The organism is Gallaecimonas mangrovi (assembly GCF_003367375.1).
GTDB classification, from domain to species: domain Bacteria; phylum Pseudomonadota; class Gammaproteobacteria; order Enterobacterales; family Gallaecimonadaceae; genus Gallaecimonas; species Gallaecimonas mangrovi.
On sequence record NZ_CP031416.1, the window covers coordinates 123,890 to 139,144 of the forward strand.

Genomic DNA, 15,255 nt, shown 5'->3' on the forward strand with positions numbered 1-15,255 from the left:
GGCGTGGCCCTTATTGGCCCCTTCCTTTATAATGACCGCCAATTCTTTCAGCCAGGACTCTTCATGCGACACAGCGGCCGAACCCCCAGCCAAACCCGTGAGGTTAGTATTACCCGCCATTACACTCAGCACGCCGAAGGTTCGGTGCTGGTGGCCTTTGGTAACACCAAGGTTTTGTGCACCGCCTCTGTTGTTGAAGGTGCGCCGCGCTGGTTAAAAGGCAAAGGCCAAGGCTGGGTAACCGCTGAGTACGGCATGTTGCCACGCGCCACCCACACCCGTAATGACCGCGAAGCGGCGCGGGGCAAGCAGTCGGGCCGGACCATGGAAATTCAGCGCCTTATTGCCCGTAGCCTGAGGGCGGCGGTGGATTTAACCAAGCTGGGCGATGTTACCATCACCGTTGATTGCGACGTGATCCAAGCCGATGGCGGCACCCGCACCGCGGCCATTACCGGCGGTTGTGTGGCCCTGTTTGATGCGTTGACCTGGATGGTTGAGCAGAAGAAAATTAAAGCCAGCCCCTTTAAGCAAATGGTGGCGGCGCTGTCGGTGGGCATGGTGGCAGGTACCGCCGTTTGTGACCTTGATTACGTGGAAGACTCCAGCGCCGAAACCGATATGAATGTGGTGATGACCGAAGACGGCCGCATGATTGAGGTGCAAGGCACCGCCGAAGCAGAGCCCTTTAGCCGCCAAGACCTCAACGCCATGTTGGAGCTGGCTGAAAACGGTATCAGCCAACTCTTTACTGCCCAGCGCGCTGCGCTGGCTTGAATGAATTGAACGGGGCCTTGGCCCCGTTTTTTTAGGAAAGTGCCATGAAAGCCTATCAACAAGCCTTTATTGAATTTGCCATTGAACGCCAAGTGCTGCGCTTTGGCAGTTTTACCTTAAAGTCGGGCCGTCAAAGCCCGTACTTCTTTAATGCCGGCCTTTTTAACACTGGCCGTGACTTGGCAAAATTGGGCCGTTTCTACGCCGACGCGCTAGTGGATGCGGGCATCGATTTTGACGTGCTGTTTGGCCCTGCCTATAAGGGCATTCCCATTGCTACCACCACGGCGGTGGCCTTGAGTGACCAGCACGATAAAGACTATCCCTACTGTTTTAATCGCAAAGAGAAAAAAGACCACGGTGAAGGTGGCAGCCTGGTGGGTAGCCCGCTTAAGGGCAAGATCATGTTGGTTGACGATGTGATCACCGCCGGTACTGCCATTCGTGAGTCGATGGAGATAATAAAAGCAGAAGGCGCTGAACTTGCCGGTGTATTAATTGCTCTGGATAGACAAGAAAAGGGCAAAGGTGAGTTGTCAGCAATTCAGGAAGTGGAGCGGGATTTTGGCTGCCAGGTGATTAGCATTATTACCTTGGCCGATCTTGTGACCTTCCTCGAACAAAAGCCTGAACTGGCTGAGGCGTTAGCCGCGGTACGGAACTATCGCACGCAATATGGGGTCTGACCTCTTGTTGCAAGGAAACAAGGACGTTTAAGGCGCTTAGCCTTCGTTGAATGTCTGCAAAGACACTGGGCCAGAGTTTACTCTGGCCTTTCTTTTATCTGCGTCATTTGGTTTGTCCTTAACTTTATTGAAATGAGAATGTTTTTCATTTAAATTACGGCCATTGTGATTTTTCCTTGGCCTTTCAATGAAGTCTTTTGCCTTGCTCCCTTTGGCTGTTTTTGCGGCCAGCTATTTGCAACCTGTTTATGCAGATACCCAATCCCAAACTGCCACAACCGGCACCAGTGCCTCGCAAACCAAAAGTGACAGTAGCGATGTTGAACACATCACGGTAAAGGGCCGGGCGCTGTCGCTGTATCGGGTTGATGACGGTTCCACTGCCCTGAAAACCCCAACGCCCATCGAACGCACACCGCAAACGGTGCAGGTACTGCCAGAGCAACTCATTGAAGACCAAGGTGCCACTGATATCAGCGACTTATACCGCTCTATTAGTGGTGTCAGTCAGTACAACTATTCCTGGGTAACCTTTCGCGGCTTTCGCCAAGACAATGTGCGCTATGACGGTGTGCAGGGTGACCCCTACGGCGATTTTTCAACGCCATTGCTGTTTAATATCCAGCAGGTTCAGGTGCTTAAAGGGCCAAGTGGTGCGCTTTACGGGGCAGGGGACCCGGGCGGTTTAATCAATTACGTGACCAAAAAGCCCAGCTATACCCCGAACAACAAGCTGACCTTAAAGACCGGTAATGACCAGTTCAACTCGGCCAGTATTGAGCTGTCTGGGCCGCTTACCGCCGGGGCCGACCAGCGTTATCGGCTGGGCTTTTACCAAGATCATGAAAACCCCTACCGTAACAACACCGACAGTCGCCACCGGGTTTTTGATGGTGGCTACGCCATTGATTTGGATGAAGACACCACCCTTACCTTGCAACTGACCAATGTAAAAGAGCATGAGTCTGGCGCCCGGATGCGGGGTATTCCTACCGACAAAGACGGTAACTTTTTGACCAGCATGCGCTGGAACCAGAATGAAAAATCCGACTTTGAACAGCTCGAAGCCACCTCTTACCAAGCGCGGCTCGACCACGACATCAACAGTTGGCTTTCTACCAATGTCACGCTGCGCTACTACCACAACCAGGAACTGCAAAAGTACCACGAGCCCACTAGCATGACCGACACCAACGGTGACGGCGTGGCGGATTACACCGAACGGCAGTTCCGTGACCAGAACCGGAAAAACAACGCGGGCTCTGTAACGGCCAATGCCGTGGCGCAGCTAGACAACCACACCCTGTTGGTGGGGGCCGAGCTCTTCCAGCAAAACCAAGATTTCCTGTATTACCGTGCTAACACCGCTGATGGTGTCGTGGGGATCAGCTATGACGACCCGCAATATGGGGTAACCGACCCTAACTCCTATGTTATGCACCTGGTTACCGACACCCACTCTAAAGCCATTAACTACGGCCTTTATGTGCAAGACCAGTGGCGTATTACCCAAGCTTGGGACGTCACCGGTTCAGCCCGCTTTGGCGGTTTTGACGACAAAATTGATGACCACAAAGCCGACGAAAGCGACAGCTACAGTGACCACTGGGTGTCTTACCGCATCGGCAGTACATACAAAATTAACGACAACCTGCACCCCTACCTCAGCTGGGCTAACGGTTTTGTGCCGCAGGATGTGTCTGACCAGCTATCGAGTGCCGGCGGCCCCTTCGACCCGGAAGAAAGCCAGGAAGCCGAAGTGGGTTTGCGCACCTACTGGCTTGATAACCGCATTAATTTGAACCTGGCGGCCTACCACATCGTTAAGAAGAACATTTTGCAAACCGACCCCGACGATACCGACAAATACGTTGCGCTGGGTAAGGTGCGCAGCCAGGGGTTGGAAATGGACCTGATTGGCGACTTGACCGAAAACTGGGTGCTGAACCTTAACTACGCCTACAACGATACCGTGGTAAAAGATGCCACCGACGGTATTAGCCGCTCCTACGACGGCAAGCGTTTTGCTAATTCACCCCGTAATCAGCTGGGTATTTGGACCCGATATGATTTTAAAAGTATTGCTTCGGCCATCTCTTTTGGCAGCAACTATGTGTCGGAACAGTTCTCCCAAGATGGCTATCGCGTCAAGGCTTACAATGTCTTTGATGCGGCCTGGCAAACCAACTGGAACACTTGGCTATTCCAGTTGAATGTGAAAAACCTGTTCGATAAAAAGTATGCAGTTAGCGGCTTTTTAGGGCGAATTGGCGAGTTTCCGGGCGAGCATCGCCGGGTTTATGCCACGGCAACCTATAAGTTCTAATAAAAAAGGCACCCACAAGGGTGCCTTTTTTTATGGTGCGCCTTACTGATAGGCGCCCATGTGGCCGCTCATGCTCATCAGCATGCCAATGCCGCCCAGCAGGAAGAACGCCACCGTTAGCAATACGCCTACCAGGGCCGAAACCCCCATAATGGTGAAATAGGTTTTGAGCTTGCGGTTAGCTTCTGCCAGTGCCTCGGTTGAGCCACTGAGTTGGGCGTTTTCGATAGCGCGGGCGCATTGAAACAGTGAAATACCCAGCCAGATGGGCAGCCAGGCCCAAAGAATACCGATGATACTCAGGGCTTGAATGACGCCACCAATAATAAACAGCACCCCCATCAGCTTCATCCAGCCCTTGGCTTGGAATAAAGGGGTTGTTAGCTGTTGAATAAGGCTTTCTTGTTCGGTTTGCATGCTTCACTCCTTGAAGTAAATAAAGCGGTTAAAAGCGGGGCCACGGGCTGAATTGGTCAGCGGTGGCAAGCGTTGTTATCGGCCATTAGTGCGGTGTTTGGCACTATGCCTGCGGCTGGGTTGGTTGACCACAGCCTTTAGAAAAGTGTCGTGTTGGGTAACGCTAAGGTGGCGTCCTTGCCTGGGGCTTTTCAGAGCAGCTGCTGTTCGATGAGCTGCCACTGAGCGGCGAAGCCTTCCGTGGGTTTGTGCTTGAAGCCGGAGCGCACAAATTGGCTGATCCGGCCTTCGGTAAAGGCCAACAGCAAGTTGGCTAGCACGGCTTCGTCAACGATGAAGCCTTTGCCTTCACGCAATTTACGTTCCCGCAGAATTTGCTTGAGCTGGGTTTCCAGTTTCTGGAACAGCAACTCAATGCGTTCGCGCAATCTTTCCTGCTCCCCCTGCAATGCATCGCCGTTAATGATACGGGTCAGGCCGGGGTTCTTTTCTGCAAAAGCGAGCAGCAGGTGCAACATGTGATAGATACGGGTCAGCGTATCTTTTTCGTCGCGCAGTATCATGTTGATACGGGAAACCAGAGACTCTTCGATAAAATCGATAAGCCCTTCAAACATGCGCGCCTTGGACGGGAAATGGCGATACAAGGCGGCTTCGGAAACACCCACTTGCGCGGCAAGTTTAGCGGTGGTGATCCGTTGTCCTGCTTGGGTTTCCAGCATCTGTGCCAGACTTTGAAGTATCTGGTCTCTGCGGCTGGTTTTGGCGTTGGCCATGTTACTACTTCCCTGCAAATGAAACGGGGCTCCGGTAAGGAAACCCCTAGAAGTAGCAGTAGTTTATCTTGTGTTCAGGGTGGAAAAAAGCCGAATCAATGACGCCCGGAGTGGCCAAAGCCCCCTTCACCGCGTTCCGTGGCCTGAAACTCGTCTACTACGTCAAATTGCGCCTGCACTACCGGCATAAACACCAACTGGGCAATACGCTCGCCGGGGGCGATGGTGAAGCTGTCTTGGCCACGGTTCCACACCGATACCATCAGCTGGCCCTGGTAATCAGAATCAATCAAGCCCACCAGATTGCCCAGCACTATGCCGTGTTTATGGCCAAGGCCGGAGCGCGGCAAAATGGTGGCGCAAAGACCTGGGTCTTGAATGTAAATGGCAAGGCCGGTGGGAATAAGGGTGGTGGCGCCTGGTGCCAGTTCGATAGGGCCATCAATAACAGCTCTTAAATCAAGGCCTGCTGAGCCTTCGGTGGCATAAGCCGGCAGCGGGAATTCATTGCCCACCCGGGGGTCGAGGATTTTGAGTTGGATTGGTTGTGTCATGGCTTTTTACTCAATTGCTTGGCCAAGTTTTCCAGCAGCATCTTCGCCAATTCGGCTTTAGACGCGGTTGGCAGTACTTGGGTCTCGGTTGGGGTTATTAAGGTGAGCTGGTTGTCGTCGGTGCCAAAGGCCAGGCCATTACCCACCGCGTTGGCGGCAATAAGGTCCAACCCTTTGCGCTCTAGCTTGCGTCGAGCATATTGCTCCACGTCCTGGGTTTCGGCAGCAAAACCCACCACCAGGGTAGGGCGCTGCCCAAGCGCAGCCACATCACTGATGATGTCGGGGTTTTTCACCATCTCCACCGTCAAGGTGTCGCTGCTTTTTTTAATCTTGTGCTCGGCACTTGCCACTGGCCGGTAATCAGCCACTGCCGCGCAGCCGATAAAAAGGTCGGTGCCGGGCGCATAACTCAGGGCCGTCTGGTGCATATCAAGGGCCGAGCTAACGTCGATACGCTTTACGCCAACTGGGGTTGCCAGGTTTACCGGCCCGGCGATTAACGTGACCTCGGCACCCATCTCAGCAGCGGCCTTGGCAATGGCAAAACCCATTTTACCGGAGCTGTGGTTCGACAAATACCGCACCGGGTCGAGCGGTTCGCGGGTAGGGCCGGCGGTCAGCACCAGGGTTTTACCGGCCAAGGGTTTGGGGCCAAATAGCGCTTCGGCTTGGGCCACCAGCTCCAGTGGCTCTTGCATGCGGCCCGGGCCAACATCGCCGCAGGCTTGTTCGCCGCCGTTAGGGCCCCAAAGTGCCACGCCGCGAGCACTAAGCCGCGTAAGGTTATCTTGGGTAGCCTTGGCTTTATACATTTGCTGGTTCATGGCCGGTGCCAGGGCCAAAGGCGCGGCAGAGGCCAAAATCAGTGTGGTTAACAGATCGTCAGCAATGCCGGCGGCCACTTTGGCTATCAGGTTTGCTGAAGCTGGCGCCACCACAATCAGTTCGGCCCATTTGGCCAGCTCAATGTGGCCCATGGCAGCTTCTGCTGACGGGTCTAACAGGCTGTCACCCACCGGGTTGCCGGACAGCGCTTGCAGGGTCAGCGGTGTAATAAATTCCTTGGCTGAGGTGGTCATTACCACCCGCACATCGGCGCCGCGCTCTTTTAAACGCCGAACCAGGTCGGCACTTTTATAGGCGGCAATGCCACCGCTGATGCCAAGCAGAATGCGTTTTGTCGAAAGGCTCATGGAATCTCTTCCTGCCAGAACAAGGTGGCTAAGATAGCATATTTCATGGCGGCCTTGTCCCTATCGAAAAGGCGGGCAATAGCGGGTTGGCGGCTTTTTATCGCGCGCAAGCGCCTTCAAAAAAGGCCGCTTATTAGTGCGGCCTGTTAAAGCGTTTATTAGTGGCACATCGCCGATTTTACTGCCTGTTGCCAGGCTGCTTGTGGCTTAAAGTCGGCCTTGATGGCGGGTTTTTGTGGGTGCTTGCCAAAGGCAATCATGTAATCGGGGGCATAAGACGGTGGCGCCAGTTTATGCAGTGCTTGGCAGTAGTGCTGGCGGGCATTGTGACTGGTGAGTAACTGTTCACTATAGGGGCCGATAGCGGCAAGTTGCGATTGGCTAACCCCCAGTTCGTCAATGGCGGCCTTGGCAGCGGCGTCGCGCGCACCGTAGGCTGACTTATCGGCAACGCGAGCAACGTCATATAACCCGAAAGCGGTAAAAACCTGCGCTAATTCAGCGGCTTGTTTTGCTTTGCCTTCTTTTAAGCAGTGGGCGATGCCCATGGCAATATCCGGCACTGTGTCACTGGATTTAACGGCGGTAACGTCAACGCATTGCAGCGGGTGTTGCCAGGGTTTGGCGGCTGCTGTGGCTTGGCTGGCAAAGGCGCAAAGCGCTAACGCAAATAAGGATTTCTTCATCGGGGCGATCCGTCTTTTTCTATCAATGGGTGTTCCTTTCACGCCGGGCTAAAAAGCGGCAGATACCCAAGTCTGGCTATCAAAAGCAGTGAGAGGTGTTATTTAAAGCGACCCTTATGATCGATAACTCGCGCCTGAGGTGCAACTTTCGCTGTGACTATTGCAACCTTTTGTTTACCTTCTTCGCAATTAAAGCCTGGTTGCCTACAGTTAACAGTCTGTCGTCAAGGAGGACGTTATGGCTATCAGGGATTGGCCGGAGGCGGAAAGACCTAGAGAAAAGTTAGTGGCCCGTGGCGCACAGGCATTAAGTGACGCCGAGCTGTTAGCGATTTTTTTGCGGGTGGGTGTAGCAGGCAAAGATGCGGTGACCTTGGCCCGGGAACTGCTGGGGTATTTTGGTGGCCTGCGGGATTTAATGAACGCCAGCCAAGCGCATTTTTGCCAAGCGCCGGGGCTGGGCCTGGCAAAATATGTGCAGTTACAAGCTGCCGTGGAGTTATCGCAGCGCTACTTGGGTGAAAAACTGGCCCGCGAAGCCGTACTGAGTTGCCCTAATGATGTGCGCCGTTATTTGCTAAGCCGCCTGCGTGACCAGCCGCGCGAGGTGTTCTGTTTGTTGCTGCTAGATGCCCAGCACCGGGTTATTAAGCTGCATGAGTTATTCTTTGGCACCTTAGATGGCGCCGCCGTCTATCCGCGAGAGGTGGTAAAATCGGTGCTTGCCGCCAATGCGGCGGCGGTGATCTTAGTGCATAATCACCCGTCAGGTATTGCCGAGCCAAGCCAGGCCGACCGGCAGCTTACCGAAAGGCTTAATGCAGCGCTTGGGCTGGTTGATGTTAGGGTGCTGGACCACTTAGTGATAGGGGATGGCGAGGCGATTTCCTTCGCCGAGCGCGGATGGCTGTGATCTTTCTTGATCTTGTGGACGCTTTTCTGTATAAATTGCGCCCTCTCTGCGCCTGAGGCGACGGCCTCGAGGTGATGATCGCTCGAGCTGATGTTTTTTGGAGATTATTTACAATGTCCCGAGTATGCCAAGTAACCGGCAAGGGTCCGGTTGTGGGTAACAACGTTTCCCACGCTAACAACAAGACCCGTCGTCGTTTTCTGCCTAACCTGCAAACCCACCGTTTTTGGGTAGCCAGCGAAAACCGTTTCGTTAAGCTGCGTCTGTCCACCAAGGGTATGCGTATTATCGACAAAAAGGGTATCGAAGCGGTTCTGACCGACATTCGTGCCCGTGGTGAAAAGATTTAAGGGGTAAACCATGGCAAAAGGTATTCGTGAGAAGATCAAGCTGGTTTCCTCTGCTGGCACTGGTCACTTCTACACCACCGATAAAAACAAACGCAACATGCCGGAAAAGATGGAAATCAAAAAGTACGATCCGGTTGTGCGCAAGCACGTTGCCTACAAAGAAGCCAAAATCAAATAAGATTTTACTTCCTTGCGAAAAAGCCCGACTTAGGTCGGGTTTTTTTGTGCCTGCAATTTGGGTTGTCTGGTGCAAGCAACGAGTGGGTTAGGCGTGTTGGCCTATTTCTTTTTGGGCCTGTTCAAACCAGGCCAACACCGAGCGCCAATGGTTGTCGCCATAACGCCGCCGAAAGCGCAGGGTTTCTTCACAGTTGGCGCTGCGCCAGACCGTGAGGCGTTCTGCAAGGTAGGCGGGCGTGAGAGTGATACCGCATTCAACCGTAATGCAGTGGCGCCATTGTTGGTAATTTTCTGGGATAAGCATCGTTAGGTCTCGTCGGTGACGGCTCCTCTTTAGTTGCGTTTGTTATGTTATAACATGTATGGTTGTGGCCCATTTATCAAGCCCTAGTGGATGTTGACATGACCATAGCGCTGCCTGATGTCTCTGTTACCGAAAAGGCGTCCAGCCAAATCGCCCTGGATTGGGTAGGAATGGAAGGCATTGACCTGCCTGTTACTTTGGTAGAACCAGGTTACCGGCGTGAGTTATCGGCAACCGCCGATCTGCAAGTAGATCTGCCCGACCCCACCATCAAGGGGATCCACATGTCGCGGCTTTATGGTCTGTTAGAGAGGGTCAGTGAGGGCCAGGCCTTAACGCCGGTGGCGTTAAAAACCCTGCTGGCTGACATGATTGCAAGCCATGCTGATTGTGGCAGCCAACATGCCCGCCTGCGCCTGCAGTTTAAGCTAATGGCAAAGCGGCCAGCCTTGAAAACACCGGCGCTTGCGGGCTACAAAGCCTATCCGGTAACCCTAGAGGCGCGTTTAATAAAAGGCGTTTTCTCGTTAACGGCACAAGTACAGGTGACCTACTCTTCTACCTGCCCATGTTCTGCGGCGTTATCCCGGCAACTGATTGAACAAGCCTTTATTGACAGCTTTGGTGACTATGCCTCGCTCACACCGGCGGAAGTGGCGATTTGGCTGCGCAGTAATGCCACCTTGGCTACCCCACACAGCCAGCGTAGCCTGGCTACCGTTACCGTGCCGCTGGTTGAGGAGGTTGATGACCTTGGCTTGTTAGCGCTAATTAACCGTATCGAGGGCGCCTTAGGAACGCCGGTGCAAACTGCCGTGAAGCGCGCGGATGAGCAGGCCTTTGCCGCCCTAAATGGGCAGAACCTGATGTTTGTTGAAGATGCGGCCCGGCTGATAAAAGGGTGCTTAAACGAGCAAGCGGCGGTGCATGTGCAGCATCTTGAAAGTTTGCACCCCCATGACGCCACGGCCTGGGCCGGTTCGGTGCTGTGAGGCGGCCTAATGATTAGAAAGAACCCCAGCGGCGATCAGCCGCAAATTCACAGCAGTGCCTTTGTCGACCCCACCGCTATTTTGTGCGGCAAAGTGATAGTGCAAGAGAACGTCTTTATCGGCCCTTATGCGGTGATCCGTGCTGATGAACAGGATGCCGATGGCCACATTGACCCTATTGTTATTGGCGCCCACTCCAACATCCAGGACGGGGTTGTGATCCATTCTAAATCAGGTGCGGCGGTAACCATTGGCCAGAATACCTCTATCGCCCACCGTGCCATTGTCCATGGCCCCTGTGTTGTGGGTAACGGCGTTTTTATCGGTTTTAACAGTGTCCTGTTTAATTGCACCATCGGTGATGGTTGCGTGGTGCGTTACAACGCTGTGGTTGACGGCTGTGTGCTTCCCGCTGGCTTTTATGTTCGCTCGACCGAACGCATTGGCTCTCACACGAATTTAGCGACGATGCCCCAGGTGCCGGTTGATGCCAGTGCCTTTTCTGAAGATGTAGCGCGCACCAATAACAGCTTGGTTGCCGGTTACAAACGCATTCAAAACGAGTTCTAAATGTCCCCCGAAACTTTTGAGCAGCAGCTCGCCAGCGGTTTGGCCGACCTTTTGGTCACCGGTGGCACCGTTATTACGCCTAATGGTGAACAACAACTCGACATTGCCTGCATTGGTGGGCGCATTGTTGCCTTGGGCCAGTTGGCCGGTTGCTGGCAGGCCAAAAAGGTACTCAATGCCAAAGGGCTGCACGTTATGCCCGGCGTCATCGACAGCCAGGTGCACTTTCGCGAACCGGGAATGACGCACAAGGAAACCATCGAAGCGGGTACCCGTGGCGCGGTATTGGGCGGGGTTACCGGTATTTTTGAAATGCCTAATACCAACCCATTGACGTTAAGCGCTGAAGACCTGCAAGCGAAGTTAGACCGGGCCCAAAAAGGGGCTTGGTGCGACTACGCCTTTTATATCGGTGGCAGTGCCGCCAACATCGCAAAGTTGCCCGAACTTGAAAAATTACCAGGCTGTGCTGGCGTGAAAGTGTTTATGGGCAGCTCTTTTGGCGATTTATTAGCGGACGACGAGCAGGTACTAAGGCAAATTTTAAGCCATGGCCAGCGCCGGCTTGCTGTGCATGCCGAGGATGAAGCCAGGCTTCGGGCACGAAAACAGCAGGCTGGCAATGACGTGCGGCTGCATCCGGTTTGGCGTGATGTCACGAGTGCTTTAATGGCAACGCAGCGGGTGGTGGGCATTGCCGAAGAGTGTGGCCGCAGGCTACACGTTTTACATGTTTCTAGCGCCGACGAAATGGCGTTTTTAATGCAACATAAAAAGTTGGTTACGGTAGAAGTGACTCCCCATCACTTAACTCTGGTGGCGCCAGAATGTTATGAACGCCTTGGCAGCTTGGCACAAATGAACCCGCCGGTGCGGGATAAGCACCATCAAGCAGCCCTTTGGCAGGCGATTAACGACGGTACGGTCGATGTGATTGGTAGTGACCATGCCCCTCACACCTTGTCAGAAAAAGCCCAGCCTTACCCGCAATCGCCCAGCGGCATGATCGGGGTGCAGACACTGCTGCCGGTGATGCTTAACCATGTCAATGCCGGCAAGCTCAGCTTACAAAGGCTGGTTGATTTAACCTCAGCGGGGCCAGCGCGCATCTTTGGCTTGGCCGGTAAAGGCCGTATTGCCCTTGGCTATGATGCTGACCTTACCCTGGTGGATTTGGCGGCGAAGCGCACCATTACTAACGACTGGATCGCCAGTGTTAGTGGCTGGAGCCCTTATCACGGCAAAGAAATCACCGGTTGGCCTATTCATACTGTGGTGCGTGGCCAAGTGGTGGTTGAAAACGAAAGCTTGGTTGGCTCGCCTAAGGGCCAGACGCTCAGCTTTAATGAAACCCTTTCCTGCCATTAACTGCTGCTGACAGTGACCTCCCTGCTGGTTATGCTAGGCAAAACCGAGGGAGGTCCCTATGTCTTGCACGCTTTTTGAGCTAGCTGGCGCCAGCCCAGAGCGCCGTTTCAGCCCTTACTGCTGGCGCATCCACCTTGCACTTTGGCTAAAAGGCATCAACTTTGACGCTAAGCCTTGGCGTTATAACGACAAGCCCGCTATAGCGGCATCGGGCCAAGGCAAGGTGCCGGTGCTGTTTGATAACGACCGGGTGCTTTTTGAATCTTGGGATATTGCCTGTTATCTCGAAGAAACCTATCCGGGGCCAACTCTTTTTCCAGAAGGCAAGCCGCAGGCCAAAGCCTTTATGGACGGCTGCAATAGTGATTTTAATAGTGCCATTCGCTGGTTTTTGCTGCCGGTTATTCATGGCTTGCTGACACCTGGCGACCAGGTCTATTTTCGCCAAAGCCGGGAAGCACAAATTGGTTGCCGTTTAGAAGATTGCGGCCAAAAAGCCGACCGAGTGCAGTTAGCCAACGTGCTAGAAAACTACACCGCCAAACTCGCTGGCCAGCCCTTTTTTGCCGGTAAGGCGCCGGGTTATAGCGATTTAAGTTTGCTCGGCTCGATACTGTGGGCCGCGGCAACCTGGGAAGATGACTTCTTGACTGACAGCCCTGAACTACTGGCGTGGCGCCGGCGTCTAGCCGAGCGTTTTGTCGGCCTTAACCAATACCGTTTTTGTTACCCGCTGTAAGGATATTGCATGCCTGAGTTACCCGAGGTTGAAACCACCCGCCGCGGCGTTTCGCCTTATCTTCTTGGCCAACGTATTGCCCGCATTGAAGTGCGCCAACGTGGCCTGCGTTGGCCGGTGCCTGAAGCGCTTACCTTGCTTGAAGGCCAGGTAATAGAAAAGGTAAGTCGCCGCGCTAAGTATCTGCTGATTGAAACCGCCATGGGCAGTGCCCTGGTGCATTTAGGGATGAGCGGGGCACTGCGGATTTTGCCGGAAAAGGTAGCGCCTTTGAAACATGACCACGTCGATTTGGTCCTCACCACTGGCCAGGTTATGCGCTATACCGACCCGCGCCGTTTTGGCGCCTGGCTGTTTGTGCCGCCGGGTGAGCAGCACAGCCTGCTTGCGAAATTAGGGCCAGAACCCCTTACCGATGATTTTGACGGTGAACGATTATTTAGCTTAAGCCGCAAACGGCAAGTGCCAGTAAAGACCTTTATTATGGAAAACCCGGTCGTGGTTGGGGTGGGTAACATTTACGCCAATGAAGCGCTTTTTATGGCCGGCATCGACCCGCGCCGCCCGGCCAATAACATCAGTAAAGAGCGCTACATTGCACTTGCAGGTGCGATTAAAACCGTATTGGCCAGAGCCATTGAACAAGGTGGTACCACTTTAAAAGATTTCACTGCCGCTGATGGTAAGCCAGGCTATTTTGCCCAAGAGCTAAAGGTTTATGGGCGCAAAGGCTTACCTTGTGCCAGCTGTGGTGCCGAGCTTCAAGAAGTGCGCCTTGGTGGGCGCAGTACGGTGTTTTGCGCTCTTTGTCAGCGTTGAATTACTAAGTGAGTGGGTTTATAAGGTCGCTATATTATTTAAGTACAAAAAGAATTTGTTGTATCGGTTTTTTGAGAAGGTTTAGAGCGAAATGGAAAAAGAATATAAAAAAATAGATATTAGTATTATCGTGCCCGTTTATAACTGTGAACAGTATCTCGACCTCTTTTTTGATGCCTTAAATCAGCAAGTTGATATTTCATATGAGGTTATTTTTATTAACGATGGCTCAACTGATGATTCATTAAATAAATTAAATTATTTTAAGCAAAAACATGATAATTGCACTGTTATCGATCAAAAAAATCAAGGGGTATCAGTTGCCAGAAATGTTGGCCTCAACGTAGCTTGTGGTGAGTGGATTTATTTTGCTGATGCTGATGACTTTTTAGATAGCAAACAGCTCGGTCTTTGGCTTTGTAAAGCGAAAGAAAATGAACTTGATTGTCTTATTGGTAATGGCTTTTCATTCAAAGAACTAGATACTTATGATAGAAGTAATATCCTATTAAAAAAGCAGCCCTGGGGGAGAATTTTATCAGGAAGAGAATGGATAATCTCTGCAGTTAACGCAAAAGAATGGCCACATTTTTGTTGGCTTCAACTTACTAAACGCTCTCTAATCGAAACTAACAAGTTGAGATTTGCAGAGGGAAAAACACAGGATGTTCATACTGATATTCTATGGACAACTGAGTTAGCATTGGTTTGCCAACGTTTAGGTTTTTATAAAGATCCTACTTATGGTTATCGTATTAGTAATACCTCGTCCTTAACTAAAGATGCGAGTCATTCTGGTGCGATGAAAAGAATTAAAAGTTATCAATTAATAATAAGCGCTATCCTAGCACTTTCCTTAAAAGAAAAAGAACTTGTTAAAGTTGCATTACTACAACAAATGAAAAGAGAACTTCGAGAAATGATTTCTCTCATGATGAAAAAGCTTTCTCCATCCAGTGAACGTAGACATTTAGCTCGCGAGATTATAAAGAAAGGAATGTTAAAAATACTCTTCATTAGACCTTTGAAATTTAGCGAGTTATGGAAAGCTATACGTTATAGTTTTATTATTTATTACTTCAGAGTTATGGGATAATTTTATTAGACACGGTCTTTTTAGATCGTGTTTAATATCAAATTTAAATTGTGTGAAAATTCACTCTACTTTTAATATTTTTGTTGATAAAATTATTGATTTGATCTGATGACGATAAAAAGTTGAAGAATGGGATTATAATAGTCCATTATCTTGATGAATTCGGACACGTGGTGTTAGGACCATATCTACAAGGCTTAGGTTCGTGCCGATGGTAACTACTCCCTTGCCTGATAAAAATCATACTTTGGCACGTAATAAATAGTTGGTGAAATTCTTTACGCTACTCTTCCCAATAGAGACTCTTTATTGGAATGTCGAAGTGTTGAAAATAAAAGTTTAAGCTAGTTCTGGTCTGTTTCTTAAGCATTATTCGGAAATTAAAGTAAATTTTAAACAGGGTTATATTTTTATAGTAATATACGCTTTATAGTCTTTTTCTCTTTTAGAATATAAAGTCAAATTGATTATACTGCATATTATCTAATGCGTTGTGCCAATGAAGA

18 protein-coding genes are annotated in these 15,255 nt (G+C 51.5%); 12 read left to right on the top strand and 6 right to left on the bottom strand.

Going from position 1 to position 15,255, the window contains the following annotated elements; all coding sequences use genetic code 11:
• Positions 1-63: 63 nt before the first annotated feature.
• From rph to DW350_RS00565, 3 genes are all read left to right on the top strand, one after another.
• Positions 64-777 carry a ribonuclease PH gene (gene rph, locus DW350_RS00555; protein ID WP_115716990.1) on the top strand — a complete coding sequence of 238 codons (714 nt, stop codon included), beginning with the start codon at positions 64-66 and terminating at the stop codon, positions 775-777.
• A gap of 44 nt (positions 778-821) precedes the next feature.
• Positions 822-1,463 (top strand): orotate phosphoribosyltransferase, encoded by a 642-nt coding sequence (pyrE, locus tag DW350_RS00560; protein WP_115716991.1) that lies wholly within the window; start codon positions 822-824, stop codon positions 1,461-1,463.
• Positions 1,464-1,650: 187 nt separating this feature from the next.
• Positions 1,651-3,789, top strand: coding sequence for a TonB-dependent siderophore receptor (locus DW350_RS00565; RefSeq protein ID WP_115716992.1), 2,139 nt, complete (start codon positions 1,651-1,653; stop codon positions 3,787-3,789).
• 42 nt (positions 3,790-3,831) lie between these two features.
• Here DW350_RS00565 and DW350_RS00570 read toward each other — a convergent pair whose 3' ends face one another.
• From DW350_RS00570 to DW350_RS00590, 5 genes are all read right to left on the bottom strand, one after another.
• Positions 3,832-4,206, bottom strand: a complete 375-nt coding sequence (locus DW350_RS00570; RefSeq protein WP_115716993.1) for a DUF5362 domain-containing protein — start codon at positions 4,204-4,206, stop codon at positions 3,832-3,834.
• A 191-nt stretch (positions 4,207-4,397) separates the two neighbouring features.
• Positions 4,398-4,982: a nucleoid occlusion factor SlmA gene (gene slmA / locus DW350_RS00575; RefSeq protein ID WP_115716994.1), complete on the bottom strand. Its 585-nt coding sequence runs from the start codon at positions 4,980-4,982 to the stop codon at positions 4,398-4,400.
• 95 nt (positions 4,983-5,077) lie between these two features.
• Entirely contained in the window at positions 5,078-5,536 is a 459-nt protein-coding gene (gene dut / locus DW350_RS00580; RefSeq protein WP_115716995.1) for a dUTP diphosphatase, read from the bottom strand.
• Entirely contained in the window at positions 5,533-6,732 is a 1,200-nt protein-coding gene (gene coaBC, locus DW350_RS00585) for a bifunctional phosphopantothenoylcysteine decarboxylase/phosphopantothenate--cysteine ligase CoaBC (RefSeq protein ID WP_115716996.1), read from the bottom strand. The genes dut and coaBC overlap by 4 nt, the downstream gene beginning before the upstream one ends.
• A 158-nt stretch (positions 6,733-6,890) precedes the next feature.
• The gene (locus DW350_RS00590) at positions 6,891-7,418 is read right to left on the bottom strand and encodes a hypothetical protein (protein ID WP_115716997.1); all 528 of its coding nucleotides are present in this window, start codon (positions 7,416-7,418) and stop codon (positions 6,891-6,893) included.
• A gap of 238 nt (positions 7,419-7,656) precedes the next feature.
• Between DW350_RS00590 and radC the strand changes: the two genes are divergently transcribed.
• The 3 genes from radC to rpmG all read left to right on the top strand — a co-directional run bounded on the left by radC (position 7,657) and on the right by rpmG (position 8,859).
• The gene (gene radC / locus DW350_RS00595) at positions 7,657-8,331 is read left to right on the top strand and encodes a RadC family protein (RefSeq protein WP_115716998.1); all 675 of its coding nucleotides are present in this window, start codon (positions 7,657-7,659) and stop codon (positions 8,329-8,331) included.
• A 113-nt stretch (positions 8,332-8,444) separates the two neighbouring features.
• Positions 8,445-8,681, top strand: a complete 237-nt coding sequence (gene rpmB, locus DW350_RS00600; protein WP_115716999.1) for a 50S ribosomal protein L28 — start codon at positions 8,445-8,447, stop codon at positions 8,679-8,681.
• Positions 8,682-8,691: 10 nt separating this feature from the next.
• Entirely contained in the window at positions 8,692-8,859 is a 168-nt protein-coding gene (rpmG, locus tag DW350_RS00605) for a 50S ribosomal protein L33 (protein WP_115717000.1), read from the top strand.
• 87 nt (positions 8,860-8,946) lie between these two features.
• Here rpmG and DW350_RS00610 read toward each other — a convergent pair whose 3' ends face one another.
• Positions 8,947-9,165 (bottom strand): hypothetical protein, encoded by a 219-nt coding sequence (locus DW350_RS00610; RefSeq protein ID WP_115717001.1) that lies wholly within the window; start codon positions 9,163-9,165, stop codon positions 8,947-8,949.
• A 98-nt stretch (positions 9,166-9,263) separates the two neighbouring features.
• On the opposite strand from DW350_RS00610, the gene folE2 reads away from it, so the two are divergent.
• From folE2 to DW350_RS00640, 6 genes are all read left to right on the top strand, one after another.
• Entirely contained in the window at positions 9,264-10,157 is an 894-nt protein-coding gene (gene folE2 / locus DW350_RS00615; protein WP_115717002.1) for a GTP cyclohydrolase FolE2, read from the top strand.
• 9 nt (positions 10,158-10,166) lie between these two features.
• Complete coding sequence (locus DW350_RS00620) at positions 10,167-10,727, top strand: gamma carbonic anhydrase family protein (protein ID WP_115717003.1); 561 nt, start codon at positions 10,167-10,169, stop codon at positions 10,725-10,727.
• On the top strand, positions 10,728-12,095 hold the full coding sequence (locus tag DW350_RS00625) for a dihydroorotase (RefSeq protein ID WP_115717004.1): 1,368 nt from the start codon (positions 10,728-10,730) through the stop codon (positions 12,093-12,095).
• A 58-nt stretch (positions 12,096-12,153) separates the two neighbouring features.
• Positions 12,154-12,834, top strand: a complete 681-nt coding sequence (locus DW350_RS00630; RefSeq protein ID WP_115717005.1) for a glutathione S-transferase family protein — start codon at positions 12,154-12,156, stop codon at positions 12,832-12,834.
• 9 nt (positions 12,835-12,843) lie between these two features.
• Positions 12,844-13,653 (top strand): bifunctional DNA-formamidopyrimidine glycosylase/DNA-(apurinic or apyrimidinic site) lyase, encoded by an 810-nt coding sequence (gene mutM / locus DW350_RS00635; RefSeq protein WP_115717006.1) that lies wholly within the window; start codon positions 12,844-12,846, stop codon positions 13,651-13,653.
• Positions 13,654-13,744: 91 nt separating this feature from the next.
• Positions 13,745-14,749 (top strand): glycosyltransferase, encoded by a 1,005-nt coding sequence (locus DW350_RS00640; RefSeq protein WP_115717007.1) that lies wholly within the window; start codon positions 13,745-13,747, stop codon positions 14,747-14,749.
• The last annotated feature ends 506 nt before the right edge of the window (positions 14,750-15,255 follow it).

Coding starts and splice junctions, on each gene's coding strand:
- mutM (WP_115717006.1), top strand. CDS start 12,844: ATGCCTGAGTTACCCGAGGTTGAAACCACCCGCCGCGGCGTTTCGCCT.
- folE2 (WP_115717002.1), top strand. CDS start 9,264: ATGACCATAGCGCTGCCTGATGTCTCTGTTACCGAAAAGGCGTCCAGC.
- rpmB (WP_115716999.1), top strand. CDS start 8,445: ATGTCCCGAGTATGCCAAGTAACCGGCAAGGGTCCGGTTGTGGGTAAC.
- dut (WP_115716995.1), bottom strand. CDS start 5,536: ATGACACAACCAATCCAACTCAAAATCCTCGACCCCCGGGTGGGCAAT.
- pyrE (WP_115716991.1), top strand. CDS start 822: ATGAAAGCCTATCAACAAGCCTTTATTGAATTTGCCATTGAACGCCAA.
- radC (WP_115716998.1), top strand. CDS start 7,657: ATGGCTATCAGGGATTGGCCGGAGGCGGAAAGACCTAGAGAAAAGTTA.
- DW350_RS00630 (WP_115717005.1), top strand. CDS start 12,154: ATGTCTTGCACGCTTTTTGAGCTAGCTGGCGCCAGCCCAGAGCGCCGT.
- DW350_RS00620 (WP_115717003.1), top strand. CDS start 10,167: ATGATTAGAAAGAACCCCAGCGGCGATCAGCCGCAAATTCACAGCAGT.
- DW350_RS00570 (WP_115716993.1), bottom strand. CDS start 4,206: ATGCAAACCGAACAAGAAAGCCTTATTCAACAGCTAACAACCCCTTTA.
- DW350_RS00565 (WP_115716992.1), top strand. CDS start 1,651: ATGAAGTCTTTTGCCTTGCTCCCTTTGGCTGTTTTTGCGGCCAGCTAT.
- DW350_RS00590 (WP_115716997.1), bottom strand. CDS start 7,418: ATGAAGAAATCCTTATTTGCGTTAGCGCTTTGCGCCTTTGCCAGCCAA.
- DW350_RS00610 (WP_115717001.1), bottom strand. CDS start 9,165: ATGCTTATCCCAGAAAATTACCAACAATGGCGCCACTGCATTACGGTT.
- DW350_RS00625 (WP_115717004.1), top strand. CDS start 10,728: ATGTCCCCCGAAACTTTTGAGCAGCAGCTCGCCAGCGGTTTGGCCGAC.
- rpmG (WP_115717000.1), top strand. CDS start 8,692: ATGGCAAAAGGTATTCGTGAGAAGATCAAGCTGGTTTCCTCTGCTGGC.
- coaBC (WP_115716996.1), bottom strand. CDS start 6,732: ATGAGCCTTTCGACAAAACGCATTCTGCTTGGCATCAGCGGTGGCATT.
- slmA (WP_115716994.1), bottom strand. CDS start 4,982: ATGGCCAACGCCAAAACCAGCCGCAGAGACCAGATACTTCAAAGTCTG.
- DW350_RS00640 (WP_115717007.1), top strand. CDS start 13,745: ATGGAAAAAGAATATAAAAAAATAGATATTAGTATTATCGTGCCCGTT.
- rph (WP_115716990.1), top strand. CDS start 64: ATGCGACACAGCGGCCGAACCCCCAGCCAAACCCGTGAGGTTAGTATT.